22 protein-coding genes are annotated in these 23,313 nt (G+C 54.1%); 7 read left to right on the forward strand and 15 right to left on the reverse strand.

Features of this window, described 5'->3' with window-relative positions:
• Positions 1 to 30: 30 nt before the first annotated feature.
• From C1J03_RS10955 to C1J03_RS10965, 3 genes are read right to left on the reverse strand one after another with little or no spacing between them, the layout of a single operon-like run.
• On the reverse strand, positions 31 to 999 hold the full coding sequence (locus tag C1J03_RS10955) for a tripartite tricarboxylate transporter substrate binding protein (protein WP_114886423.1): 969 nt from the start codon (positions 997 to 999) through the stop codon (positions 31 to 33).
• A 40-nt stretch (positions 1,000 to 1,039) separates the two neighbouring features.
• Positions 1,040 to 1,510 carry a tripartite tricarboxylate transporter TctB family protein gene (locus C1J03_RS10960; RefSeq protein ID WP_114886425.1) on the reverse strand — a complete coding sequence of 157 codons (471 nt, stop codon included), beginning with the start codon at positions 1,508 to 1,510 and terminating at the stop codon, positions 1,040 to 1,042.
• The gene (locus C1J03_RS10965) at positions 1,507 to 3,018 is read right to left on the reverse strand and encodes a tripartite tricarboxylate transporter permease (RefSeq protein ID WP_114886426.1); all 1,512 of its coding nucleotides are present in this window, start codon (positions 3,016 to 3,018) and stop codon (positions 1,507 to 1,509) included. The genes C1J03_RS10960 and C1J03_RS10965 overlap by 4 nt, the downstream gene beginning before the upstream one ends.
• A 100-nt stretch (positions 3,019 to 3,118) precedes the next feature.
• Between C1J03_RS10965 and C1J03_RS10970 the strand changes: the two genes are divergently transcribed.
• Together C1J03_RS10970 and C1J03_RS10975 are read left to right on the forward strand one after the other, a co-directional pair.
• Positions 3,119 to 4,144: a LacI family DNA-binding transcriptional regulator gene (locus C1J03_RS10970; protein ID WP_114886429.1), complete on the forward strand. Its 1,026-nt coding sequence runs from the start codon at positions 3,119 to 3,121 to the stop codon at positions 4,142 to 4,144.
• A 265-nt stretch (positions 4,145 to 4,409) separates the two neighbouring features.
• The gene (locus tag C1J03_RS10975; protein WP_114886431.1) at positions 4,410 to 5,441 is read left to right on the forward strand and encodes a D-cysteine desulfhydrase family protein; all 1,032 of its coding nucleotides are present in this window, start codon (positions 4,410 to 4,412) and stop codon (positions 5,439 to 5,441) included.
• 176 nt (positions 5,442 to 5,617) lie between these two features.
• Here the strand turns inward: C1J03_RS10975 and C1J03_RS10980 are convergent, their stop codons facing one another.
• Entirely contained in the window at positions 5,618 to 6,163 is a 546-nt protein-coding gene (locus C1J03_RS10980) for an amino acid synthesis family protein (protein ID WP_114886434.1), read from the reverse strand.
• Positions 6,164 to 7,007: 844 nt separating this feature from the next.
• Between C1J03_RS10980 and C1J03_RS10990 the strand changes: the two genes are divergently transcribed.
• On the forward strand, positions 7,008 to 8,762 hold the full coding sequence (locus tag C1J03_RS10990) for a calcium-binding protein (RefSeq protein ID WP_114886435.1): 1,755 nt from the start codon (positions 7,008 to 7,010) through the stop codon (positions 8,760 to 8,762).
• Between the two features lie 669 nt (positions 8,763 to 9,431).
• Here C1J03_RS10990 and C1J03_RS10995 read toward each other — a convergent pair.
• Both C1J03_RS10995 and C1J03_RS26065 read right to left on the reverse strand, forming a co-directional pair.
• Complete coding sequence (locus tag C1J03_RS10995) at positions 9,432 to 10,022, reverse strand: VPLPA-CTERM sorting domain-containing protein (RefSeq protein ID WP_114886437.1); 591 nt, start codon at positions 10,020 to 10,022, stop codon at positions 9,432 to 9,434.
• 798 nt (positions 10,023 to 10,820) lie between these two features.
• Positions 10,821 to 10,940 (reverse strand): transposase domain-containing protein, encoded by a 120-nt coding sequence (locus C1J03_RS26065; RefSeq protein ID WP_216825915.1) that lies wholly within the window; start codon positions 10,938 to 10,940, stop codon positions 10,821 to 10,823.
• Between the two features lie 693 nt (positions 10,941 to 11,633).
• Here C1J03_RS26065 and C1J03_RS25545 point away from each other — a divergent pair.
• Entirely contained in the window at positions 11,634 to 13,454 is a 1,821-nt protein-coding gene (locus C1J03_RS25545; protein WP_174234458.1) for a CAP domain-containing protein, read from the forward strand.
• Positions 13,455 to 13,676: 222 nt separating this feature from the next.
• On the opposite strand, the gene C1J03_RS11020 is transcribed toward C1J03_RS25545, so the two are convergent.
• From C1J03_RS11020 to C1J03_RS11050, 7 genes are all read right to left on the reverse strand, one after another.
• A complete protein-coding gene (locus C1J03_RS11020) occupies positions 13,677 to 14,900 on the reverse strand; it encodes a cell envelope integrity protein TolA (protein WP_114886439.1) in 1,224 nt (407 codons plus the stop codon).
• On the reverse strand, positions 14,897 to 15,274 hold the full coding sequence (locus C1J03_RS11025) for an ExbD/TolR family protein (protein WP_114886441.1): 378 nt from the start codon (positions 15,272 to 15,274) through the stop codon (positions 14,897 to 14,899). Before C1J03_RS11025 ends, C1J03_RS11020 begins: the two co-directional genes overlap by 4 nt.
• 4 nt (positions 15,275 to 15,278) lie before the next feature.
• Positions 15,279 to 15,605 (reverse strand): ExbD/TolR family protein, encoded by a 327-nt coding sequence (locus C1J03_RS11030; RefSeq protein ID WP_114888964.1) that lies wholly within the window; start codon positions 15,603 to 15,605, stop codon positions 15,279 to 15,281.
• A gap of 31 nt (positions 15,606 to 15,636) precedes the next feature.
• A complete protein-coding gene (locus tag C1J03_RS11035) occupies positions 15,637 to 16,302 on the reverse strand; it encodes a MotA/TolQ/ExbB proton channel family protein (protein WP_114886443.1) in 666 nt (221 codons plus the stop codon).
• Entirely contained in the window at positions 16,299 to 17,465 is a 1,167-nt protein-coding gene (locus tag C1J03_RS25730; protein WP_254694250.1) for a DUF6544 family protein, read from the reverse strand. Before C1J03_RS25730 ends, C1J03_RS11035 begins: the two co-directional genes overlap by 4 nt.
• Positions 17,466 to 17,812: 347 nt before the next feature.
• The gene (locus C1J03_RS11045) at positions 17,813 to 18,085 is read right to left on the reverse strand and encodes a hypothetical protein (RefSeq protein WP_114886445.1); all 273 of its coding nucleotides are present in this window, start codon (positions 18,083 to 18,085) and stop codon (positions 17,813 to 17,815) included.
• 138 nt (positions 18,086 to 18,223) lie between these two features.
• Positions 18,224 to 18,619 carry a YbaN family protein gene (locus C1J03_RS11050; RefSeq protein ID WP_174234459.1) on the reverse strand — a complete coding sequence of 132 codons (396 nt, stop codon included), beginning with the start codon at positions 18,617 to 18,619 and terminating at the stop codon, positions 18,224 to 18,226.
• An 81-nt stretch (positions 18,620 to 18,700) separates the two neighbouring features.
• Here C1J03_RS11050 and C1J03_RS11055 point away from each other — a divergent pair, with 81 nt between their 5' ends.
• The 3 genes from C1J03_RS11055 to C1J03_RS11065 are packed head-to-tail and all read left to right on the forward strand — an operon-like array spanning position 18,701 to position 21,017.
• Entirely contained in the window at positions 18,701 to 19,138 is a 438-nt protein-coding gene (locus tag C1J03_RS11055) for an Rrf2 family transcriptional regulator (protein ID WP_114886449.1), read from the forward strand.
• Positions 19,135 to 20,346, forward strand: a complete 1,212-nt coding sequence (locus C1J03_RS11060) for an NnrS family protein (RefSeq protein ID WP_254694251.1) — start codon at positions 19,135 to 19,137, stop codon at positions 20,344 to 20,346. Before C1J03_RS11055 ends, C1J03_RS11060 begins: the two co-directional genes overlap by 4 nt.
• Entirely contained in the window at positions 20,331 to 21,017 is a 687-nt protein-coding gene (locus tag C1J03_RS11065; RefSeq protein WP_254694252.1) for an NnrU family protein, read from the forward strand. Before C1J03_RS11060 ends, C1J03_RS11065 begins: the two co-directional genes overlap by 16 nt.
• A gap of 289 nt (positions 21,018 to 21,306) precedes the next feature.
• On the opposite strand, the gene C1J03_RS11070 is transcribed toward C1J03_RS11065, so the two are convergent.
• Positions 21,307 to 22,212: an alpha/beta fold hydrolase gene (locus C1J03_RS11070; protein WP_114886453.1), complete on the reverse strand. Its 906-nt coding sequence runs from the start codon at positions 22,210 to 22,212 to the stop codon at positions 21,307 to 21,309.
• The gene (locus C1J03_RS11075; RefSeq protein WP_114886455.1) at positions 22,209 to 23,291 is read right to left on the reverse strand and encodes a tartrate dehydrogenase; all 1,083 of its coding nucleotides are present in this window, start codon (positions 23,289 to 23,291) and stop codon (positions 22,209 to 22,211) included. Before C1J03_RS11075 ends, C1J03_RS11070 begins: the two co-directional genes overlap by 4 nt.
• Between the last annotated feature and the right edge of the window lie 22 nt (positions 23,292 to 23,313).

Consider the following 23,313-nt stretch of genomic DNA (forward strand, 5'->3'; position numbering starts at 1 on the left):
GGGTGAGGATCTATTTGATATCGTGTGGCTCTACAGACCTGCGAGCAGGTCTTTCAAGGTCTCTTCACGTGCGGCCCACATGGCCAGCACTTCGTCGCGCGTCATGATGTGCATGGGAGAACCACCAGCTTTCATTTTGCTGGCTACGCGCTTGTTTTCGAACATCGTTGGGACCGTTGCCGCCAGTTTGTCGATGATCGCTTGCGGTGTACCTTTTGGCACCATCACGCCACGAAAGTTCACGGAGGCATTATCAACGTCCAAACCGCCTTCTTTCATTGTAGGAACGTCTGGCAGGAACTCATTCCGTTCTAAATCAGCTACGGCGAGGATTTTGACATTGCCCGCTTGTTCGGCGCGAAAAGCGTCAGACAGGTTATTGATGCCTGCCATAACGTCGCCTGCGATCACGGCTTTCATTGCTGCTGCACCACCGCCCTTTGTTGGGATGTAGGCTATTTTCATGTCGCCAGCTTTTTCCATTTGCAAGGCTGCAATATGGTGGCCAACAAACAGTCCTGCGCCTGATGTTGTCAGTTTGCCAGGGTTAGCCTTCGCGAAATCAACTACGTCTTTTAGCGTATTGAATTCGCTATCTTTTCCAACGACAAGAACCGCAGGATCTGCACCCCAGTTTGCGATGGGTTCAAAGGATTCTGCGCTGTACTCAACGCCACCTTTGATGGATTGCGCGATGAAGTGGGGGATGTTGTAGGCCCCAAGCGTATACCCATCTGCTTCGGCTTGTCCCGCAAGCCAATTCCAACCGACACGGCCACCAGCTCCTGGCTTGTTCAGGATTGCGATTGGCATGCCCAACGCGTCCTCATTGCCAGCGGTCATGGTCACGATACGCGCCTGAAAATCGGTTGCACCGCCCGCGCCGTAGCTGACCATCATCATGATGGGGCGCTCTGGATAGTTGGCATGACCGTCAGCAGACGCTGTTTGGGTCAGGCCCATTAGGGCGCAGGCGGCCCCAGCTAGTAACTTTTTCATTGTAGTTCCTCCCTTAAGTGAATTCTGCCGCTTGTGCGGTTCAGAAAAAAATCTCCCGCGGCGTGTACACTTTGAGCAGTAGTGCGAAGAGACCGTACATAACGGCCATAAAACAGGCCGTTGTGATGACGCGCTTAACCCATGATTTCAGCGCATTGTGTGGCGCAGGGTCGTACTGGCTAAGCAGAATGAAAAACGCGATTGTTGTGGCTGTGTAAAACCCGAGGCCTTTGGCCACCCAGAAAATGTAGATCAGTGCGATGACCAACCCAGGTGCTAGGTTTTTGAACTGTGTCATGGAGATGCCGTTGCCGACTTTGGTCCACCCAAGGCAGGCCTTGAGGAAGGTCCAGATCGCTAAGACAACAAATACGGTTGAGATCAGGCGCGGGAATAGAAACGCCTCGGACGGTTGTTGTGTGTAGCTGATGTAGCAGACGGTTACTCCGACGGCTGCCACGATACCGGAGCCAATGATGTGCTGAAGACGGGGCAGGGAGATAGTGCTCATGCCATGATTTCCTCTTTGGATGTGTAGCGCTGTGATCTGAGCTCCATATAGGCAGAGTAAAGGATCGACAGGACCACAACCGCTATGAGGAACAGGTTCAATATGCCAGTTAGGAAATAGGGGGCGAGACCGTCAGTGGCCGTAGCGATCATGCTGCCTTGGATGAAGTTGCTTTCCGCGATGGGCCCTAGGATTAGACCAAGGACGAGTGGTGCCGCGGAAAAACCGAACCGTTCAAGGAAATACATCATCACCCCGAGCGAGGCCATGACATAGACATCGCCCATGCTGGATTGAACCGAATAGCTTCCGAAGACGGCAAGACCCAGCACAATCGCGGCCATCATGGACTGTGGAACTTGGGCGACCCGCGCGGCCATACCCGCCACATAAAGCCCAAAGATACACATCAAGATTTGCCCAATGAGCATCGAGTTGATGAAGGTCCACGCCACGTCAGGGTGGTTGTCGAACAGATCAGTGCCGGGAAAGATGCCATGGATCAGTAGGCCACCGAGCAGGACCGCAGCGGTAGGAGACCCGGGGATCGAGAGCGTGAGGAGGGGGACCAATGAAGGACCTACCATTGCGTTGTTAGCAGACTCCGCAGCGATCAACCCTTCGGGATGACCGGTGCCGAATTTGTCGCGATCAGTGCTGAATTTCTTGGATTGATCATAGGCGACAAGCCCTGCGATTTGGCCACCGACACCCGGTATCAATCCGATGATTGAGCCGGTGATCGTGCCGATGCCCATCGCGCGTTTGTAACGGAAAAGCTCGGATATTGCCCCTTTGATTGGGTGTTTTTTGACTTGGATCGCTTCGGCCCCGTCGTTTTTGCGGCCTTTTGCAAACATGGTGATGACCTGAGGGATTGCGAACAACCCGATGAGTGCCGCGATGATGTTGATGCCGCCGCCCAAAGAGGGGTGAAAGATAAAGCGCTGCGCGCCCATGATGTCGTCAAATCCGATTGTTGCAAGCCATAAGCCGATGCAACCTGAGAGCAATCCTTTGACCACCGATTTGGAATCCAGTGATCCAATGACTGTCACCCCAAGGATCGCGAGCCAGAACAGATGGCTTGGGCCAAATGCGAGTGCCCATTGTGCCAAAACGGGCGTCAGAAAAATGAGGAGAAGAACGCCGAACACACCGCCAACCGCTGACGATAAGAACGATAGCTGTAAGGCTTTGGCACCTTCACCATTTAGCGCCATCGCGTGCCCATCAAGGGTGGTGGCGATATTTGCGGGCGCACCTGGAATTTTGAGGAGGATTGCCGAAACCGCACCACCTGCGACCGTTGATGTGTAGGCTGCGCCAAGCAAGATCAGCCCTTGAGCTGCCTCGAGTTGGAAGGTGAACGGGATCAGCAGGGCAACGGCCATTGTAGGCGATAATCCCGGTGTCGCGCCAAGAATTAAGCCACCAATTGTGCCCAACAGAAGTAGGCCAAAATTGATCGGCGTGAAGACGTCACCAAAGTAGTAGATGAATTCCATTTCTCAAACGTCCCAGTCATACCTGTTGTTGACCTTTGAGGTTAGGTGATGAAAATAGTATTGCAAATGTTTTCATAAAGACTCCAAAAGGCACTGGCAAATGGCTGATAGTAAACAAAATAAGGTAGATATCTTCGCTGTAGCAAAGCGTGCGAAGGTTTCTATTTCAACAGTCTCACGTAGCTACAATCATCCAGAACTGGTCAATCCGGCGACTCGCAAGAAGATTGATGCAGCTGTGCGCAAGCTTGGATATATTCGCAATCGCGCGGCCCAAACCATGCATGGAATTCGCAGCGGAACCATCGGGTTGGTTGTGCCCACAATCGATCACGCGATCTTTGCCGAGGTGATCCAAGCCTTTTCCGACAGCGTTGACGAACATGGCTTCACGATACTTATCGCGTCGCATGGCTACGACTTGGAGAGGGAATACGCGGTTCTACGGAAATTTCTGGAACACCGCGTCGACGGTGTAGCCATTATCGGGGAGGACCATTCAGAGGAAACCTACGAACTGATAGAGCGCCAAAATATCCAAGCGATTTCGATCTGGAATTATACTGAAAACTCGCGGCTATCCTGCGTTGGGGCAGACAATGAGATGGCTGGTAGCTTGGCCGCCCAACATCTTGCGGATCTCAGTCACTTGGACATTGGTTTGGTGTTCCCTCCGACGACTGACAACGACCGCGCACGCGATAGGCGAAGTGGTGCGCAGTCCATTCTGACCAAAGTTGGTGCCCACGTTCATCCTCAATGGGATATTGAAAGCTCATACAGTATTGCTGACGCCAAAGACGCGGCCTTGCAGATCCTGAAAAACAAGCACCGCCCAAGCGCAATACTATGTGGAAATGATGTTCTAGCGATGGGGGTTTTGTATGCCGCGCGACGTTGCGGCCTGAGCGTTCCCGAAGACCTATCCATAATTGGAATTGGCGATTTTAAAGGCTCAAACGAAGTGGAGCCTGGTTTGACAACCATTCGCCTCCCGGCCCGGGAAATCGGACGCCAAGCTGGGGAGCACCTTAGTCGATCTATCATCGGTGAATTGACAGAGAGACGGCGAGTCAGCTGCGATATTGCGTTGATCGAACGTGGCACCTGCAAACACAAACCTTAGTTTCTTTAGCGGGCATGAGGTGCAAGAAGCGGACATTGTGCTGCGAACAACCATTAGTCAGATTTGTCCGCTTCGCTGGCATTTGCACCAAATCCAAACCAAAAGATGTTGCCTCTGAGCCCAAATGAGCCATCATCGTTCAAGATACCCAATCACCGCACGTGAGAAACAGTGAATTTGGACAGCCAATTCAACTGCGTGTTGTCACTTCCTAGGAAGCGATGGTAATTCTCTTCGCGAATTACATTTGAGGCACGGACCAAAGATGAAAGATGACGACCTTTTGTTGGCCACTCTTGAACGGTTCCCTCGAGCGGAAATCGGGCATCTGGCGACCCCTTTGGAGGCCATGCCAAATCTCGGCCGAGAACTAGGATTGTCACTCTTTGTAAAGCGGGATGACTGCACAGGCATTGCATTTGGCGGCAACAAGGTCCGGCAGATGGAATATTATTTGGGTGCCGCGCAAGCCGTTCATGCCGACGTCCTGCTTATCACAGGGGCCGTACAGTCAAATTTTGTACGCATCGCTGCTGCAATGGGACGCCGTCTTGGCATGGAGTGTCACATTCAGCTTGAAGAACGTGTGCCCGACATCTCTCATCTTCACCGCACAAACGGTAACGTGCTTTTGGACAGATTGCTTGGCGCGACGCTTCATTCCTACCCTGAAGGCGAAGATGAGGCCGGTGCCGACGCTGAAATCGCGCGGATTGCGGATGCGCTGCGGGGTAGCGGTCAGACGCCCTACATTATTCCTCTTGGCGCTAGCAGCAAACCGTTAGGCGCCCTTGGATACGTCCGGGCGGCGATAGAAGTTTTGCCGCAAATCCAGGCAGTTGGCGGCATTGATGAAATCGTGGTCGCGTCTGGCAGTGCGCTAACCCATGCTGGTCTCTTGCTTGGCCTTCGTTTGATTGGCGACAAGACCCCGGTGCGCGGTGTCTGCGTCCGCCGAAATGCAACGCAACAGACCGCGCGCGTCCTCCAACGAGTGGCAGCCACAGCGGCTTTGTTGGGCGTGGATGACCGGGTTGTCACTCCGGAAGACGTGCACTTGACTGATGCGGCGCTTGGGCCCGGATACGGCCAAATGGCTACTCACACCCGCGCAGCAATTGAACGGACGGCCCGGACGGAAGGATTGTTCCTAGATCCAGTCTATACTGGGAAGGTCATGGCAGCACTGATCGCAAAAGCACAAGAAGATGAGTGTAGCGGAAGACGTGTTCTGTTTTGGCACACGGGCGGGCAACCGGCACTGTTTGGCTACGCCGATCAGTTGTACCAAGATTGAATTACGAATTCTGACCATATCAGTCATTGGTGCTTGTCTTGCGAAAGCTCACTTTGTTCCGGATTTGCGAATTTTAAGAATCCCGCAGTGAATGACTGCCCAGAGCCCGATTTACCAATACTGCAAACCGCAAGACTATCTGCTATTCGGAAGGCCTGCCAGCAAACCGATACTTGCTAAGAATTACTTGGGCCTTTGCCGACCCTCGGGTGCACCCGAGTACCGTCCGATAATCCGATGCACAGCAAGATTTCATCTGCGCGCGGTGCGTCGGGCACCCAAAGGGTCATCGTGTCGATGTGATCAAATGACCATGCCTCATCTTTGTGCCCGAGCGGTAGATCAATGGTACCTGCCAAAGGCCCAACTTTGTGATTTGAGGGCATCAGTGATTTTCCGCCCCCAACGGCATCGCGCACAGGTTTCCCAAGCATTGGGTGCAGCACCGCAGCGCCATGCTCCATTGCGCCTGACGATCCAACAAGGGCGGCTTTGCCATAGCAAATAGGTATCCCTGAGAGCATATTCACCAGTTCCTCTGTCAGAGATCCGCCAAGCAGCGCACCAAATTCGAATAACTTCGAAAGGTCTTCTTGATTGATCCCTGCAAAGGGGTTTCGAACGACTGCTATGGCGGCGACACGCGTAATCGGTTCGCACGACTTGCCCATTTCATCTGCTGATATGATTTCTTTGGTGAAAATCGTTTTCCGAATGTCCATGATCAAACTCTCTTTTCAACGGCTTGATTAGGTTGGCTTTTGAAATGCTGAAATGCAATCGCAAGTGGGACCACGGATGCAAACAAAATGATGGCAAGCCATATTGGCCCCTGCGTGCTTCCGGCCCCGTTCAGTAATGCGCTCGCGAACGGGGGCGCGACCAACATGATCACGAAGTAGATTGTAAAAAATATGCCCATTCCGAATGCCCGAACCTATGGGCGCAGCGCTTGTCCGGACATTGCCATGATGACCCCAGCCGGGGCCATGCCAACCAAACCGAAACACTGGCTTGCGCCAAGTCCGGCACCTGGCAAGTTTAGCAGCAAAAGGGACACGATTGCGCCCCCCATGCAAATTGACAAAACAACGTTGCGGCCCCCAAAGCGGTCCACAATCTGCCCACATAGCGCCCCGGAAAAGATCGTCAGCCAGCTTCCGATGCTGATAATACCAGCAGCAGCGATCGCGGTGTGGCCAAAACACTCGAGGACTTTTGGGCCAAAAGACAGGTACGTAACACAAACAGATCGAACAACTTCTGGTCTGGGATCTCACGGGAAAACGCAAAGCTAACTCAGAAACTCTGCACAGCGCGATGCACCGGTAGCAGAACAGATTCGCACCTGTAATTCACAGTTAAATCTACAAAGCCGAAGGATAACTCTCATTGTTTCTAAGAGGTAAACGAAGAACTCCCGCATGACGAGAATTAACCATAAATAGGCCATATTTAGGCCATTTTTCAACCACTGGTCAAATCTTGTGGTATCAACTCTCTGGGTTTGGGCGACCGTTCAGCAAGTGTGAAATTTGTGAATTGCTGGATTTTTTGGAGAGTATTATGTCGGCTGTTTATGTTGAGACGCTTGTTAGTGAAGTTACGTTTTTTGAGGACTCTTTTTATGACCAACAAGCGATCGATATCGAAGTCGGCGATCAACTATCAGGCACCGTAGGGATTGAGTATCTGGCCGGACCTGAAGGTACAGATGTCTTGGACACGGCTTCGATCAATGTCATCGCAGGCAACACATATACCTTCACGGTTGCTGGCGACGCGCAAAGCAACCCCGTCAGCCTAAATTTTAACGTTGATGGGATTTCGGCGTCTGCCCCCAATGCCATCGGCACATTTGAATTAACCGTCACCTACACCGCGTCAACGTCAGGGCCAGTCGTGCTTGCCTTTGGGACCGACGGTAGCGCCACAGCGGGTGTCAACTATACCGTGACGCTTGCAGAAGTGATAATCCCCGGCCCAACAGAAGGGGACGACAACCTCATAGGGAACATGACGTCTGACCGAATTGATCTGTTGGGCGGGAATGATACCTATGTAGCGCTTGGTGGATCTGATGTGGTTACTGGGGGCCTGGGCGATGACAACATCGATGGTGTCTGCGGCAATGACAGAATTACAGGCAACGAAGGCAATGACACGCTTTTGGGCGGCAACGGTCGCGATATCATGTCGGGCGGCGCTGACAACGACCTAATGGACGGCGGCAACCAAGAAGACGTGTTGAACGGCGACGGAGGCAATGACACTCTGATCGGTGAAAAGGGTGATGACACAATTGATGGTGGTGATAACGACGACTTCATCACTGGCGGTAAAGATGATGACCTCATGACAGGTGGGGCAGGGGCCGACACCTTCGTCTTTAGCAATGGTGACGGACAGGACATCATCACCGATTTCACCCAAGGCGAGGACAAGATCGACCTAACCCTACTGAATGTTTGGGACATATCGCAGCTGGGGATCCAAGGATCGGCCGATGGCGTCCGGATCAGTACCGGTGATGGCAATTATATCGAACTCGTGGATTTGGCTGAAGGCATGCTGACCAACGACGACTTCATCCTGGACGCAGCACCCGTGATCGAGGTCACCGAAGGCGGTGACACATTCACCGGCACCGAAGCGAGTGAGACCTACCTGACGGCTGGCGGCTCTGACCGGGTCTATGGCCTTGGCGGAGACGATACAATCGATGGTGGCACAGGTCAGGACACGATTGACGGCGGAGAAGGCAACGACTTGCTGATCGGTGGTTCAGGTAAGGACCAAATCAAAGGCGGCGAAGGCAACGACGTCGTTCTAGGCGGTTCAGACAACGATAAACTCGAAGGCGGAAATGGCCACGATGACATCAACGGCGGAAATGCCAATGACCGTATTTATGGCGACAGCGGCAATGACACATTGGTCGGCGAGAACGGCAACGACAAAATCTGGGGCGGCGATGACGATGACAAATTGTTGGGCGGCGCTGGCAAAGATGTCCTGAATGGCGGGAATGGCGCGGACAAGCTTATCGGCGGGTGGGGTGATGATGAACTCACCGGCGGCCAAGGTGCTGATATATTTATCTTTACTGATGATCGCACCCGGGCTGATACCATCACAGATTTCGAGATCGGTATCGATATGATTCAGATCAGCAGCTATGGGATCACGGACATCTCGGAACTGGCATTCAGCCAACTGGGCGATGACGCGGTCATTACCCTCAGCGCCCGGGATAGCATAACCATCGAAAACACGCTCATCGGTGAACTTACAAACGCTGACTTTGAGTTGATTTTCTAAGAGGAAAACAAGAACCATCACAAAGGGGGGCGTCCAAATGGACGACCCTCTTTTTCAACGATGCACTATGGTGTTGTGTGGGTTCATGATCCTGAAAACCTAGTGCAAACATTCAAACACCCGATAAGCAGGTGTGTTTTCCTCCAAACAAGCAGGAGGGTGAAATTTCACAGCTAGACTTGCGGCGTCTTGAGTGGCTTGGGTTCCGCATGAGTGGGATGTGTGGCGCAATCTACTGTTGGCTTCTTAGGTTTACCCCAAGCGCCACGCTTGCCAGCGCCGAACCCGGGCTCACCAACTCTACAAACTAAGGAAATAGGAAAAAAGGGGACTTAACTTACGTCCCCCCAAACTTTGAACTTACAAATGGTCTTTTAGTGGAAGCGGTTCACCCGCCGTTGCATCCGGCAACACGCCCGAAAAGTCCGAGCAACTGCCTGAGTAATTTTGGTTTTATAGGTATGGATAAACATAATCATCTCCTCTGGCTGGCTTCACGTTACCCTAATTTGCCCGCGCGGTCTGTGAAGCACGTCACAGAGCACTTTTTAAACCCTTTGGCGGATGATCCATCGGGCGCTTGAGCGCGTTAAATTAGGCTGGGCTGTGATCACGTCAGAGGCGCAGCGCCAAAGCTCAGGCGCTGCGGTTTGTTTTTTTAGCTGACGATCACGCGGATTTCCTTTTCCGACGTGCTGCAGCAAGGCCCAACAGGCCAGTTATCAGCAAAACACCGCCCGCGGGCAGCGGAACTGCGGCGACTGTCGCTGGCGCAAAGGACGTCAGGGTATACAAATCCCCTTCAGGTCCTTCTGGTCTTTCAGGGTTGCCAATGCTTAGCGCTGCAAAGCGAGGTCTAAAACCGCCCTCCGAAAACACAAATGGTTCTACTCCAGAAAGCTCAGGTCCAAAAAAGTTAAAATCCTGAAAGTCAGCCTGACCGACCAAATCAATTGTACCGTCCAATGGGCCAGAGCTAAAGAATATGAATTCATCAAAATCTGACAAGCCAAACGTCGATGAGCCTAGTCCGTTTTCAACTGTAATGGAAAATGCTGTAATTCCCGATCCAGGAAAATTCCCGCTTGCTGCCCCTTCGAAAATTACATCGTCCAACGAGATTGACGCAGTTGCGGATGTCCCTTGGGCCGATCCACTGTAAGTAAGGTCGAAAGTCACTGTCGCAGCACTAGCCGCACCTGCGAGGGCTGTCAGAGCGATGCCAGTCGCAAGGCTCCTTAGTTTTGTTGACGTTGTCATAAATTTTTAACTTCCAATTTCAGCTGACATTCACCCAGTGGAATGCCTTAACCCTCGAGACCATTGCACAACTCTATAGAAAACCAAAGCATTACAGATATCTACGGAAAACCTTCAACGGTGCTGCAGCTTTTGCTGCTTTGTTTCAGCGATGCGATTGGAACCATGGGTTAGACCGTCAAGATCAAGGCACGGCACCAAATGCCCGACTTTTGCTCCGCCCTAATTGCAGGTTTTGACGCCGACCTTGATACCCACTCCGGTGGATTTGACGACCCCTGCGCAACTCCCGCCGACGCCAATCGGTACCGCAGTTGCAGCGTTGCCAGTGGTACGAAGTGGGTAACTTGAAGGTTGATAGCCTCATGGATCAAAACTGGAAAGGCCGTCGGGAACATCGATTGTGTAATTAATCAGATTGTACAATTTTTCATATTAGTGTTTGTTTTAGTTAGATTTTTTCCTATTCATTTTTTAAAAAAATAATACACAACAGCGCAAATGAATATTCCGATCGGTATTACAAGTTCATCAAGATCGAGTCTATTACCACTTTGGTATTCTAACTACATTAGGACTGCGACCAAACACATCGTCGCGATAAACCCAGAGGGTATTTTTTTAGTATGCGGGGCTCATTTCTCAAATTGAATAGTCGAAATCACAATCACAGTAGACGCATGGTTTTGCAATGTTTGACGTCAGCGCTTAACGGATAGATTTGCCTGACCTAAAGCAAGGGGCCTTGCCTACTGTTCAGAACGATAATTCTCGGCATGAATTCGTTAAACTTATTGATTATATTCCTGCGATGCGTCGCAAAATCCATGCAAGCCAAGTGTGTGGGTCGACGGTATTGAGTTTGGCGGTTTGGATCAGGGTGGATGCAAGAGGTTTGAGCGCAGGGGTTTGCAGCACGACCAAACCTGCTGGAAGGCAGAGCGATGGCGACGGCCTTGTGCCGGTTCTGAACCCGACCGGATGCGATAGTTAGATTCTGCGGCTAGTTGTCGACGAAAAGAGCTGGGCCGCGAGGCCGTGATCGTATCCGCAGATTTCGCGAGTGAAAGTTCGAGCATTTGCCGCCGGAACGCCGCTGGATGGCACGAGAAGACGGGAACCCTATGTGCCGCGACCTCAGGAAAGTTTAGCAAGGACATTTGAAGTAGTACGTGCGGGAAAGAGACGTTGGCGGCGGTCCGTGCTAGGACCTGCAAGCCGAACAGAACCCGAGTTCGCATGGAAGCAGCGACAGGCTTCTAAAGCCGGGACCTCAAAGAGCCCCAGCCGCGAGAACACATTGTCTTGCCAAGAGTATTCTGGCTCGACCAGTGAGTCTCAGATTGGGTTTTTGCACCGCAATTGAGTCGGTCTTGGGGCAAGATTGACCGCTCGATCGTGCGGGTACTCGCCGAAAACAAGGGTCGGCCCGCGCGGCTTATTGCTGTCGCTTCAAATGCCATATTATCGAGCGGTTTCCCGCACCACGGGCTTCAAAAATCTGGCCGCTATTCGCCGACAACTGGTGTCGGGAACTCTGTGTCTTTCACATGGCCTTAATCCTGCCACCAAAGGGAGAAATAAACTCGATAACTCACAAGGATATCTCTTATGTCACAGGCCGATTCTCTCGAACGACAGATGCTTGACCTTATAAATGCCGAGCGCACATCGCGAGGACTCGATCCAGTTCAGTTGGAACTCAGACTGAACGACGCGGCAGAAGATCACAGCGATTGGATGCTTCAGACCGACAGATTTTCGCACACCGGTATCAATGGATCGTCACCGGGCGATCGAATGCGGGACGCTGACTTTGTATTTTCGGGCAGCTGGACATGGGCGGAAAACATCGCCTGGCAGAGCGAGCGAGGGGCACCGGGCCTGAGCGATGATGTAGTCGACTTACACAACAGTCTGATGAATAGCCCAGGACACAGGGCCAACATCCTCAATCCTGATGTCACCGTCATCGGGATTGGGATCGAAACGGGTACGCAAATGGGTTTCAATGCTGTGATGGTGACCCAGAACTTCGCGCGCACTTCAGCAACACTGCAATTGGATACCGGAGAAACTGCGAGACAAGTCGTTTCTGCGGGAACGACAGGCACCGACAGCGCCGATTGGCTGGCTCTGGCGCAAGGGGTTGCCGGCAATCTCAACGGGTTGGCTGGAAATGACATTTTGGAAGGTTCTTCGACCCAGAACAATCTTTACGGCGGAAACGGCAATGACAGTTTGGACGGCGGCGCGGGCAACGACCGGCTGAATGGCGGCAGGGGGGGCGACCGCCTTGATGGCGGCGCAGGTATCGACCGCGCAGATTATAACACTGCAACCTCTGGCCTGCGTGCCGATCTTATGTTTTCTGGCACAAACACAGGCGAAGCCAATGGCGACACCTACACGTCTGTCGAGAACCTATTAGGGTCCAATTCCAACGACGTTCTTGCTGGCAATAACGGTGCCAACGCGCTCGTCGGGATCAACGGAAATGACCTACTTGTCGGCCGAGGTGGTAATGATTGGATGAATGGCGGCAACGGCAACGACCGTCTAAACGGTGGCACGGGTAACGACCGGCTGAATGGCGGTACGGGGGCTGACCGTCTTGATGGCGGGGCGGGTATCGACCGCGCAGAGTACAGCGCTGCGACCTCTGGGCTGCGCGCCGACCTTATCTTCACTGGCACAAACACCGGTGAAGCCAATGGCGATACCTACACGTCAATCGAGAACCTACTTGGGTCTAATCACAACGACGTTCTTGCTGGCAATAACGGTGCCAACGCACTCGCAGGGATCAACGGAAATGACCTGCTTGTCGGCCGAGGTGGCAACGATAAGTTATTTGGTGGGAACAACAACGACCGGCTGAATGGCGGCACGGGGGCTGACCGCCTTGATGGCGGGGCAGGTATCGACCGCGCAGAGTACAACACTGCGACCTCTGGCCTGCGCGCCGACCTTATCCTCACTGGCACAAACTCCGGCGAAGCCAAAGGCGACACCTACACGTCAGTCGAGAACCTACTTGGGTCTAATCACAACGACGTTCTGGTTGGAAATAATGGTGCCAACAGTCTCTGGGGCCAGGGTGGCAATGACTTCATCGCAGGCCGCAATGGGAATGACGCGTTGTTTGGCGGAAGCGGGAATGACTGGCTTCGTGGCGATGGTGGTTCGGACGCTCTTACGGGCGGTTCGGGTGCCGACATATTCATCTTCAATGCCAGTTCAGGCAGAGACAGGATCACGGATTTTCAAGGCAATGACACCATTCGCATCTGGAACGGTGCGGAAAATATGTCTGACCTAGAATTTACGGACACGGCTGCAGGACTACTGGTCGAATTCGGCAACGTAGACGTCTTTCTTGTGGGGTTAAACAGGGATGATGTTACATCATCCGATTTTGATTTCGTCTGATTGAATTTCTTATCTAGCGCTTGTGGCACTCAGATCAGGATAATCTGTTTGAGACTTGCTTCGCTCGGCAAAGGCGAACATCGGGGGGCAGTGCTCCCCCTTGTTTCGTTGAGTAAATGTTCATTGGTGGACGGAGTGCAAGCGTGGCAGATGGCCAAGCGCTGGTGATCGCGCAGTCTCGGCAGCTCGAGGGGGGGCCGCTCGCCCGGGCGGCCCATCTGATCAATAGATTCGGTAGAAAAACGCCAGTCTTCGGCTGGCACCTTCCGGTGGAAGCGGGAACGGTGCTGCGTTTCGAACCTGCGCTTCTGCCGCGCGATCGATTTCCTGCGAGCCTGAGCTGTCAATAATGTCGACCCAGCCCAGCGTTCCGTCAGGATTAATTTCAAACTTAACCCAAGCAAACCCTTGGCCTGAGACACGAACCGTCTCAACACGGTTTAAATGGACCAGAACCGAACCGGCATAGTTGGTGACGTTAGAGTTCCCGTTGCCGCCAGAATTCTGGAAGCCGATCCCGCCAGACCGGGTTCCGCCGTTTTGTTTGAAATTAAGATCGGTTCCGTTGCGTTGATAGGCTGCTAGCGGCGATTCAATGAGTGGCGGTGGGGTACGCTGAGCATCGCCCGAGGAATCCCCAGCTGGCCGAGGTGGTGGTGATTGCGGGCGCTTTGAAGAGACAACGGCCAAATCGGAGCCGGTACCTTCATCTTCGGCCTCTTCGGTTTCGGCATCATTAGGCGTGGGATCGACCGTCGTCTCCGGAGTTTCAGGGGCGACCGTCTCTACGCCCAGCGGGATAACAGGGATCGCCGAGGGCTCAGGAGCTGGTGTGACAGGCAAAGCAGGCGCGATCGCTTCTGGTGGTAAGGCCGCGAGTTGCTGCGTGACAGGAGGAGCAACGGGAGGGCTGGGCACCGGCTCGGCAGTGATTGTCTCGACGGGCTCTACGCTTGCCAGTGGTTCCCCCTTCGGCGCTTCGGCAATTGTCTCAGGCTCAACCTGCGAGGTTTCAGGCAAATCGGCAGGTGTTCCTGTTTCACCTGACGGCTCCACGGTCTCTGGGTCGGGGACCTGGCCTTCCTCCGGCTCGGACGGCCCTGTTGACTGAGGTTGCACGGCCTGCGCCGAACCCGTGTCGGGTGAAACGGTTTGTTGTGGGTTGGAAGAGGCCACAAGCGCCTCGCTGGTCGGCGTATCTGCGGGCTCCGGCTCCGGTTCGGTCGCCGGTTCCGGTTCTGGGCTTGGTGTATTTTCGGGCGCGACAGGCTCGGACAGGGTTTCGGCGACGTCCTCAAACGCATTTCCCACTCGAACCACATCGCTGGTGGTTTCCTCGGTAGATGGCTGCGGTTGGATGGGGGGGGCAAAGCCCAGACCGAGGAAGTGCACCAAGAGCGACAGCAGAATGGCCGCTGCAGCAATGGCTGTAGATCTTCGGATCATTCTAACGACCGAACGGTAACAAGGAAGACGGAAGGAGCGCCCAGACGGCGGAGCGCGCCGGTGACCTCCATCAGTCGCGAACCAGAGGCGTTTCGGTCAGGCACAATCCGTACTGGCCCCGTACCATGGTTGGCCATGTAGGCCGCCGGATCGGTCGGAACACCTCGGAAATTCAACGTCCCATCTTGGCGCAGCACCAGTGCATCTGGCGGCTCGCGCCCTTCGAGGTCGGATGTGTCCACAAGTTCCAATCCGGGATCGAGCGGGGGTGCCACCGTGCCTGCGATCAGGAAGAAGATCAGCATCAAGAAGACTACGTTGATCAGTGCAATGGTCGAGTCGCGTTTTTTGCGCGGAGGAGCAGGGGATATCATGCGCTCACTCCAGCACCATGACGGTCAGCTCAGCACGCCCGCGCAGCAGAGCCAGAAGATCGACCAGCCGTTGCGCTGACGCATCGGCGTCAAGGCTGACCAGCACCTGTCCGGTTTCTAGCTGCTCGGTCAGGTCTTCCAGCGCGATTGGCGCGCCGTTCAATACCAGTCGAGTGGCACCAAGCTGGACAAAGGCCCGTTCCGATGGCTCGCTAGGCGTGGCAGCCCCGGCAGTTGCCTGGCTAAGCTCGATCTCGCCGTAGCTCGAAAAGGTCGAGGTCAGCATGAAGAACAGCAAAAGCAAGAACACGATATCGATGAGCGGGGTCATCGAAACTGCCCGTCGGATAAAGGGTGCTGCGTTACGCATGTGAGGGGGCGGCTGCGGGGGATTCTGCCCCCATTGCCGCTGGCATGCTCTGGGCTGGTACCAGCACGGTACGTAGCGCCTTGTCTGCAAAGATCCGCTCGCGCGCGGTGCGACTTTCGAGCCAAGCAAGGATCATCGACGTCGGCATGGCGACCGCCAAGCCGACGGCTGTCGTCAGCAAAGCCACCCAAATTCCGCCTGCCAACAGCGACGGGTCAACCGAAGATCCGGCCGACTGCAAGCTCCGGAACGCCTCAATCATGCCAAGTACTGTGCCAAAAAGCCCAAGCAGTGGTGCGATCTGTGCGACTGTGTCCAACAGGCGAAAGCCGCGCTCGAGACCCGCGAGCGCCAGCCCAGCTTCGGCATCGAGCCGCCCGTTAATCCCAGGCTGGTCCAGCGATTTCATCGCTTTGCCCAGAAGCGGTGCGAGGTAACTGCGGCTCTGGGCGAGACGCGCTTGAGCCGCCGGCCGGTCGCCTGTATCCCAAGCTGTCAACGCCTCGGAAAGCACCCGGTGCCGGCCTACGCCGGAGACTGCAAATTGCCAAAGTTTGTAGAGCGTGACACCGAGTGTCAGCACCGACATCACAAGTAGGATCGCAACCACCGGTCCACCGAGGTCGAGGATCCCGAACAGCGTGTCTAGGGCGCTCATCCGAGCAGCTCAATCGCGAGACGGCTGCCAAGTGAGAGTGCCTCATGACACACCCCGCTTTCGGCACCATCGACGATGCAAGAACTTGAGCCGTTGATCAGCGCCTGTCCCACAGTGTCGCAGGCCATTGCCGGGAGCTCAAACTGACGCACCCGGGGCCGGTCCGCTGGCAGGTCGCGGAAATCAAAAAGCGACAGGCTCACCACGCCGCCTGATGTGTCAAATATCACCGTCTCGAACACGGCCTTGTCGATCGCAACGCCCGTCTCGTTGCGCGCTAAAAACGTCAATCGGCACGCACCGCCAACATCCCTAATCGAATTCAGTTCCAGAAAAAGCTGCGAAGGAGCACCTTCAGCAGATTGCGCCAACGACACACTCGGCATTGCACCGATGAGTAGTACGGCAAGAGCAAGGCGACGAAACGACATGGGCAGGCTCCTTATTACGCGGCGACGGCCATGACGTGCGGCGACGCGTCGCTGGTGCCACGACCGGACACTTTGCTCCACATATCGCGGACAGCAACCAAGCGGAAGGTCCGCATCAACTGTCACATCGACTGACTGGGTCTTGCAGTTTTGCACCATCGTCACACGTGCAGTATTCGCATCCAAGGCGTCCCATTCCACACCCGGCCTCGGCAACAGCGCTGCGGGTGTCCAAAACACGGCTTCCGACACGTATCGTGCAAATCCTGACAGAGTGTGATCTGGAGTTCCACCTGCCCGTGCTACAGGCACCAATCCAGCTAACCAGAAACGCGTCCAGCGAGCACTATCCGAGCCGGAAATGGCTTTAAGCCCGGTACCCGCAGACATTTTCCAGATAAATCCTTCAGGGGCCGCCAAGATCTGCTGCGCACTCACGGCCATGTAGTTTGGTTCATCGTTATTTCCGAGGCCGAACATTCCTGCCATCTCGATCCTTGCCACGGTGTAGAGTGGGGTCCCTTCATGAATTACAAACTCGAAGTAGCGACGTGCGGGGTCAGGCTGGTCTGCAACGAGGCTTTTTGTAAATATGGGGGGATCGATAGGTTGAAGGACCAAAAGACGCTCAAATTCGGCGCGGTCAGCTTTGTGATCAAGCAATCTCCAAACGAACAGAGCGGCAAGTACCAGCGCCAGGATGCAAAGGATGACAACTATGGTTGCTTTCATAAACGTCACTCCAAGAAAAAATTGCAAGTTTTAGCTTACTGGGAGCTGTGCGAATGACCCTTGATCTGAATCACAAGAGTCCAATTGGGATGCGCGCAACCGTCGCGCCCAAGTCGCTTGGGAGGGGGCCAGCGGAGCGGATAAAGCCGTCGTCCTAGGGCGCTGAAGCAAGGCCCGCTCGTCGTCTTTCTAATGTTGGCGGTCGCATGAGCCGTGGTCAGCCAAGGACGCGAAAACATAGCAGTCCCCAGAAACACCAGGGCCATCGCATCCCCTGGATATCCTACCCAGTCCCTTTTCTAGAGCTTTAAGGCATTTGACCTTTGCGGCCTCGCATGAGCGGTCAGCTAGTGTGGTGTTATTGAGGGGAGCATCAAAACTGAGCCGGTTGGATAAATCATCTTAGCCGCTGGATCGACGGCATCACCATCACCCCAATATAAATCACCTGTAACAACTGTGATCAGCCGCAGACCGCTGTCCGTACCATGGGCCGCGATTTCTTCACCGTCAGGCAAGGACAGCTGGATCACCGACGGTTTGCCTTCGGCATCCAGCGCCAGTTGCGTTAGCGTGGCCACATCATAAACCGTTTGATTTGGGGGATCGGCCGTTTGCACGACCGTCGTTTCAGAAAAGACAATGCTAGGAAATACACAGCGCTATAGCGCAAAAAATGGGCTGTTTCATAAAGGTTTTCCTTAGATGGGCAGGAGTTCCCGCCGTGGCATGCTGGCTGGCCGCCTTGGGCTGGCTGATTAGCGTGCGCCGCCCGCACTTGGGCGGGTAAGGACGTAAGTGGCTGCGGCTGATAAGGTCAACAATTGTATGATAAGTACGGTCGTTGGAAACCCCATCAAAAAGCTACCGATCATGGTGATCGCCATGACACAGCAGGCCAAAACCTTGTAGCGGCGTGCAATTGCACCGTGGCTTTCCCAATCTGCAATTATCGAACCGAACACGCGGTGTTCGACAAGCCAGAAGCGCAGGCGCGGTGATCCTCTTGCGAAAGCAAAGGCCGCGAGCAAAACAAAAGGCGTTGTTGGCAATAGGGGTAAGACCGCGCCAAACGCACCTATCCCCAGTGCAAGCAAACCAACACTTAACCAAGCCAAGCGCGGCAATGTTCCGATGCAGTTCTTGATCACCATAACCATATTCCAGCTTGAATTGGTATTTTAAATACCGTTTAAGGTGCGGCGACAGAATTGTAAACTCAAAAGGAGTCGGAGATGCGCCTGACAACCTTTACTGACTTTGGCCTACGGGCTTTGATGCGGATCGCAAGCGATCCTGATCGTGCGTGGAGCACAACGGCAATTGCCGATGAGTTCGGTATTTCACGACATCATCTAACCAAAGTGATTGCAGTGTTAGCCAACGAAGGCATCCTAAAGACCAGACGAGGTGGCGGGGGTGGCGCAATGCTGGCCCGACCTGCGGACAGAATCCGCGTCGGTGATCTGGTCCGATTGTTGGAAAAAGATCAAGCTTTGGTAGAGTGCTACAAAGGCAGCGGTAACGCATGTACCATCACACCGGTCTGCAAACTGAAAGGTTTTTTGGGAGCAGCCGAGACGGCCTTTTTGACGTCACTTGATGCTTATACGTTAGCGGATTGCGCGCTGCCTGCACAAATTCCAGATTTCATTTCTGAGGCTGCGCAGTGACCAGCTTGGACGCACCAATTCAACCGCAGCCTGCAAAACCGCCGTCTGCGTTTTTTTCCATTGGGTTGCGCCCGTTTTTCCTGTTGGGGTCGCTTTGGGCAGTAGCGGCAATGACGATTTTGATGACTGTCCTCGCGGGCGGGTTTACGCTGCCCAGCCGGTTTGATCCCGTTTCATGGCACGCACATGCGTTTCTTTTCGGCTATCTTGGGGCAATTATTGCAGGGTTTCTCCTGACGGCTGTGCTGAACTGGACCGGACGGCCCCCTTTGGCTGGATGGCCTTTGCTGGCACTCGTATTACTCTGGTGTATGGGGCGTCTGGCTGTTCTGACATCGGCCCTATTTCCTTTGATACCCGTTATAATAATCGACCTCAGCTTTCCCTTGGTGCTTGGGGCGATCATCCTGCGCGAGATCATTGCAGGCCAAAATTGGCGTAACTTGGTCATCGTGATTTTGCTGGCTTCTTTCACAACTGCTAACTTGGTGTTTCATGTTGAAGCCGCGCAAGGCGCGTATGCAGCCCAAGGGTTCGGTTTGCGTATGGGTCTCGCGACGGGGCTCATGATGATCGCTTTGATTGGCGGGCGGGTCATACCGACCTTCACCCGCAATTGGTTGAAAAAGACCGGCCGTGATGCCCGGCCTGCGGATGTTATGCAGGGCTTTGACAAACTCGTACTTTTCGCGACGTTGATCACGTTGTTGGCTTGGTTATTCTGGCCAAAACACACCGCGACGGGCGGCGCACTTCTTGTAATGGCTGGCTTACACGCCGCGCGTTTACTGCGCTGGAAAGGCACCCATACCAAAGCTGAACCGCTAGTATGGGTCTTGCACGTGGGCTACGCGTTTGTCCCAATCGGCGCTGCAGCCCTCGGGGGGTACATTTTGTGGCCCGACGCAGTAGGGCTGGCGGCCGCGCAACATATCTGGATGGCAGGTGCGATTGGTTTAATGACCTTAGCAGTGATGACACGCGCGACGTTGGGCCACACAGGGCGTGACTTGCGAGCAGGACCGGCGACTGTAGCCATCTATCTATCGATTACTGGGTCGGTTTTTGCACGTCTAAGTGCAGGGATTTGGCCGGAACACTCGTTGGTGCTTTACATGCTCGCAGGTGTAATGTGGATGGGCGCGTTCGGTGGCTTTGCAATTGCCTACGGCAGCGTTCTTCTGCAGCCAAAATGCAAAAACCAGTGATGAACTGGATCGGCTTTGCCATTGTATTTGTACTCTTCTTTGCAACGCATTCCATCCCAGTGCGCCCGGCCATAAAATCCCGTTTGGTGTCAAAGCTTGGGTCGCGCGGCTTTACTTTGGCCTATTCGGTCTTGTCCTTGGTTATGTTGGGGCTGTTGATCTTTGCAGCGAACCGCGCACCGTTCGTGCTGCTGTGGGATCTCGCCGTTTGGCAGAAATACGTCACCCTAGTGGGGATGTTTGCGGTGTGCATGTTACTTGCGGTCTCCATAGGAAGGCCCAATCGGTTTTCGTTTGGAGGGGCTAGAAATGATCAATTTGATACCGCACGCCCCGGTATCGTACGTTGGACACGCCACCCGCTATTAGTCGCCCTCGCGCTGTGGGCTGGCCTGCATCTGCTCCCCAATGGAAATTTGGCACACGTCATTCTCTTCGGTGTCTTCCTCGGATTTGCTATTTTAGGGCAGGGGATCATCGACCGGCGCAAGAAGAGAACGATCGGTCACAGTCATTGGCAGGATTTAATTAATGAGATCAGCATCACTCCGGTCATCCAAAGTCTGCAACCATTCCAGTTCCTATGCCTTCGGTTACTAGCCGGATGTCTGGCATACATGGCGCTCATTTTCGCACATACTTTGCTATTGGGAGTTTCTCCGTTGCCTTAAGTATTTGGCATGCGCAAGTGGTGGAAGGATGCCCTCGCGAAAGGGTCTTATTTTTTCAAATTTGTATCTGTCTACAATTGCACCCGCCAGAAAAGCCGCCATTGGCGCAAATAAAGCAAAATAACACAGTGTCAGCATGGCAGAACTTCGATTGTGACAGGGCGAAGGTCCATTTAAAGCTCAATGCAGATATGCTCCGTTCCTAAGGGCAGGTGTCCGTCCTTCTGGGTTTCCGACTGGTTCTTTATAAAAAATTTCTAGAGCTGGACCGGCGGATCATGAAACAAAACTAACGGGAGTTTTGTCGCTTGGCGAGAAAAGGCAGCACGTGGTCAAGAAAAAGCTGTGGCACTTCCTCTTGTACTGAGTGGCCGCACGGAAGGGCACAGCCCGATACATCCAGCGCCTTTTCCCGCCATGTCTCCAATACATCGTAAAGTGCGCCAACGGTGCCCTTCGACCCCCAAAGAGCTAATAGCGGCGCGATAACGCGCATATCCGCGTCATTGGCGTCGTGCAGCAGGTCAATACTGGCGGCGGCGCGGTAGTCTTCACAGATCGCATGTATCGTTTCGGGCTGTTGGTAGGCTTTCAGGTAGGCGATAAAGACGTCGTCGCTGACTGCATCCGGCGTCTTTAGCTGTCCGTCGATATGTTTTCTTAGAAAATATGCAGGGTCAGAAGAAATCAGCCTTTCAGGCAAATCAAAGGGCTGGATCAAAAAGAACCACCAGAAATAGCGGGTGGCGAACTCCTTGTCAGTCTGCGCGTACATTGTGGCCGTTGGTGCTATGTCGATGACCACCACACGTTCGACTGCGTCCGGTGCATCCAGTGCCATTCGGTGTGCGACGCGCCCGCCACGGTCATGCCCGATCACCGCGAAGCGCTCGTGGCCGAGTTTGCCCATCAGCGTCACCTGATCTTCCGCCATGGTGCGTTTCGAATAGGGTGCATGATCAGACGTACTGGCGGGTTTGTCTGAGGCCCCATAGCCGCGTAAATCAGACGCCACGACACTGTAGCCCACAGCCACCAATTCAGGCGCAACTTTACGCCAGACGATAAGCGTTTGTGGATGTCCGTGCAGCAGCAATACTGGTGGCCCCGTGCCGGCGACAGCGCAGTTAATAAAGACGCCATTACAGTCAATGCGCTGTTCGGCAAAACCTGGCAGAAAGCCTGCGGTGCTCATCTTGCTCCGTCTGCTAGCGCGTCAGCAATCGCTGCGCCGCAGGTGATTGTATCAGCGCTCCCACCCAGATCGGCTGTGCGCAGCTCTTTTTCAGCCAGCACCAGTTCGATAGCGGCAACGATCGCATCGCTTGCATCTTTGTGACCCAAATGTTCCAGCATCATCGCACCCGCCCAGATTTGTCCAACAGGGTTGGCGATACCTTTGCCCGCAATATCCGGTGCTGACCCGTGGACTGGCTCAAAGAGAGACGGAAACCGTCGCTCTGGGTTGATATTGCCTGAGGGTGCGATCCCGATTGTCCCGGTGCAGGCCGGGCCGAGATCGGACAGGATGTCGCCAAACAGGTTCGAGGCGACTACGACGTCAAACCAATCAGGATGCAGCACAAATTGAGCCGTCAGAATGTCGATATGGTACTTGTCCACTTTGACATGCGGGTAGGTCTTGGCCATTTCAGCCACGCGTTCATCCCAATAGGGCATGGTGATGGAAATACCATTGGATTTGGTCGCTGACGTCAGATGTTTGCCGCGCTGTTCAGCAAGATCGAAGGCATATTTCAAGATGCGGTCCACACCGACACGCGACATGATTGTCTCCTGAATGACGATCTCGCGGTCAGTGTTCTCAAACATGCGCCCGCCAACCGAAGAATATTCGCCTTCCGTGTTCTCACGCACAATCATCATGTCAATGTCACCGGGCTTACGGCCGGCCAGTGGAGAGGGCACACCGGGCATAGAACGGGCAGGGCGCAGGCTGACATACTGATCATAGTTCCGACGGAACTGAATGAGTGAGCCCCACAGCGAGACATGATCAGGCACGACGTCCGGCCAGCCTACAGCACCGAAAAACAGCGCATCCGCCCCATCAAGCAGGGTCTGCCAGTTATCCGGCATCATCTGGCCGTGTTCTGTGTAGTAGTCGGCCGAGGCAAAGTCGTGATCTTTGAAATCAAACCCGAGATTGAAACGTTTTGCAGCAACTTCTAGTACGCGCAATCCCTCTGGAACCACTTCGGTACCAATCCCATCTCCGGGTATGACGGCGATTTGGAAGCTATTGTTGGCCATGGGATTTTCCTGCCTTTGAAAT

The organism is Sulfitobacter sp. SK012, from assembly GCF_003352085.1.
Taxonomy (GTDB): Bacteria; Pseudomonadota; Alphaproteobacteria; order Rhodobacterales; family Rhodobacteraceae; genus Sulfitobacter.

What these genes read in the sequence shown, in the direction of transcription:
- C1J03_RS10955 (WP_114886423.1), bottom strand. Translation starts at nt 999, where the DNA reads ATGAAAAAGTTACTAGCTGGGGCCGCCTGCGCCCTAATGGGCCTGACC.
- C1J03_RS10960 (WP_114886425.1), bottom strand. Translation starts at nt 1,510, where the DNA reads ATGAGCACTATCTCCCTGCCCCGTCTTCAGCACATCATTGGCTCCGGT.
- C1J03_RS10965 (WP_114886426.1), bottom strand. Translation starts at nt 3,018, where the DNA reads ATGGAATTCATCTACTACTTTGGTGACGTCTTCACGCCGATCAATTTT.
- C1J03_RS10970 (WP_114886429.1), top strand. Translation starts at nt 3,119, where the DNA reads ATGGCTGATAGTAAACAAAATAAGGTAGATATCTTCGCTGTAGCAAAG.
- C1J03_RS10975 (WP_114886431.1), top strand. Translation starts at nt 4,410, where the DNA reads ATGAAAGATGACGACCTTTTGTTGGCCACTCTTGAACGGTTCCCTCGA.
- C1J03_RS10980 (WP_114886434.1), bottom strand. Translation starts at nt 6,163, where the DNA reads ATGGACATTCGGAAAACGATTTTCACCAAAGAAATCATATCAGCAGAT.
- C1J03_RS10990 (WP_114886435.1), top strand. Translation starts at nt 7,008, where the DNA reads ATGTCGGCTGTTTATGTTGAGACGCTTGTTAGTGAAGTTACGTTTTTT.
- C1J03_RS10995 (WP_114886437.1), bottom strand. Translation starts at nt 10,022, where the DNA reads ATGACAACGTCAACAAAACTAAGGAGCCTTGCGACTGGCATCGCTCTG.
- C1J03_RS25545 (WP_174234458.1), top strand. Translation starts at nt 11,634, where the DNA reads ATGTCACAGGCCGATTCTCTCGAACGACAGATGCTTGACCTTATAAAT.
- C1J03_RS11020 (WP_114886439.1), bottom strand. Translation starts at nt 14,900, where the DNA reads ATGATCCGAAGATCTACAGCCATTGCTGCAGCGGCCATTCTGCTGTCG.
- C1J03_RS11025 (WP_114886441.1), bottom strand. Translation starts at nt 15,274, where the DNA reads ATGATATCCCCTGCTCCTCCGCGCAAAAAACGCGACTCGACCATTGCA.
- C1J03_RS11030 (WP_114888964.1), bottom strand. Translation starts at nt 15,605, where the DNA reads ATGACCCCGCTCATCGATATCGTGTTCTTGCTTTTGCTGTTCTTCATG.
- C1J03_RS11035 (WP_114886443.1), bottom strand. Translation starts at nt 16,302, where the DNA reads ATGAGCGCCCTAGACACGCTGTTCGGGATCCTCGACCTCGGTGGACCG.
- C1J03_RS25730 (WP_254694250.1), bottom strand. Translation starts at nt 17,465, where the DNA reads ATGAAAGCAACCATAGTTGTCATCCTTTGCATCCTGGCGCTGGTACTT.
- C1J03_RS11050 (WP_174234459.1), bottom strand. Translation starts at nt 18,619, where the DNA reads ATGGTGATCAAGAACTGCATCGGAACATTGCCGCGCTTGGCTTGGTTA.
- C1J03_RS11055 (WP_114886449.1), top strand. Translation starts at nt 18,701, where the DNA reads ATGCGCCTGACAACCTTTACTGACTTTGGCCTACGGGCTTTGATGCGG.
- C1J03_RS11065 (WP_254694252.1), top strand. Translation starts at nt 20,331, where the DNA reads ATGCAAAAACCAGTGATGAACTGGATCGGCTTTGCCATTGTATTTGTA.
- C1J03_RS11070 (WP_114886453.1), bottom strand. Translation starts at nt 22,212, where the DNA reads ATGAGCACCGCAGGCTTTCTGCCAGGTTTTGCCGAACAGCGCATTGAC.
- C1J03_RS11075 (WP_114886455.1), bottom strand. Translation starts at nt 23,291, where the DNA reads ATGGCCAACAATAGCTTCCAAATCGCCGTCATACCCGGAGATGGGATT.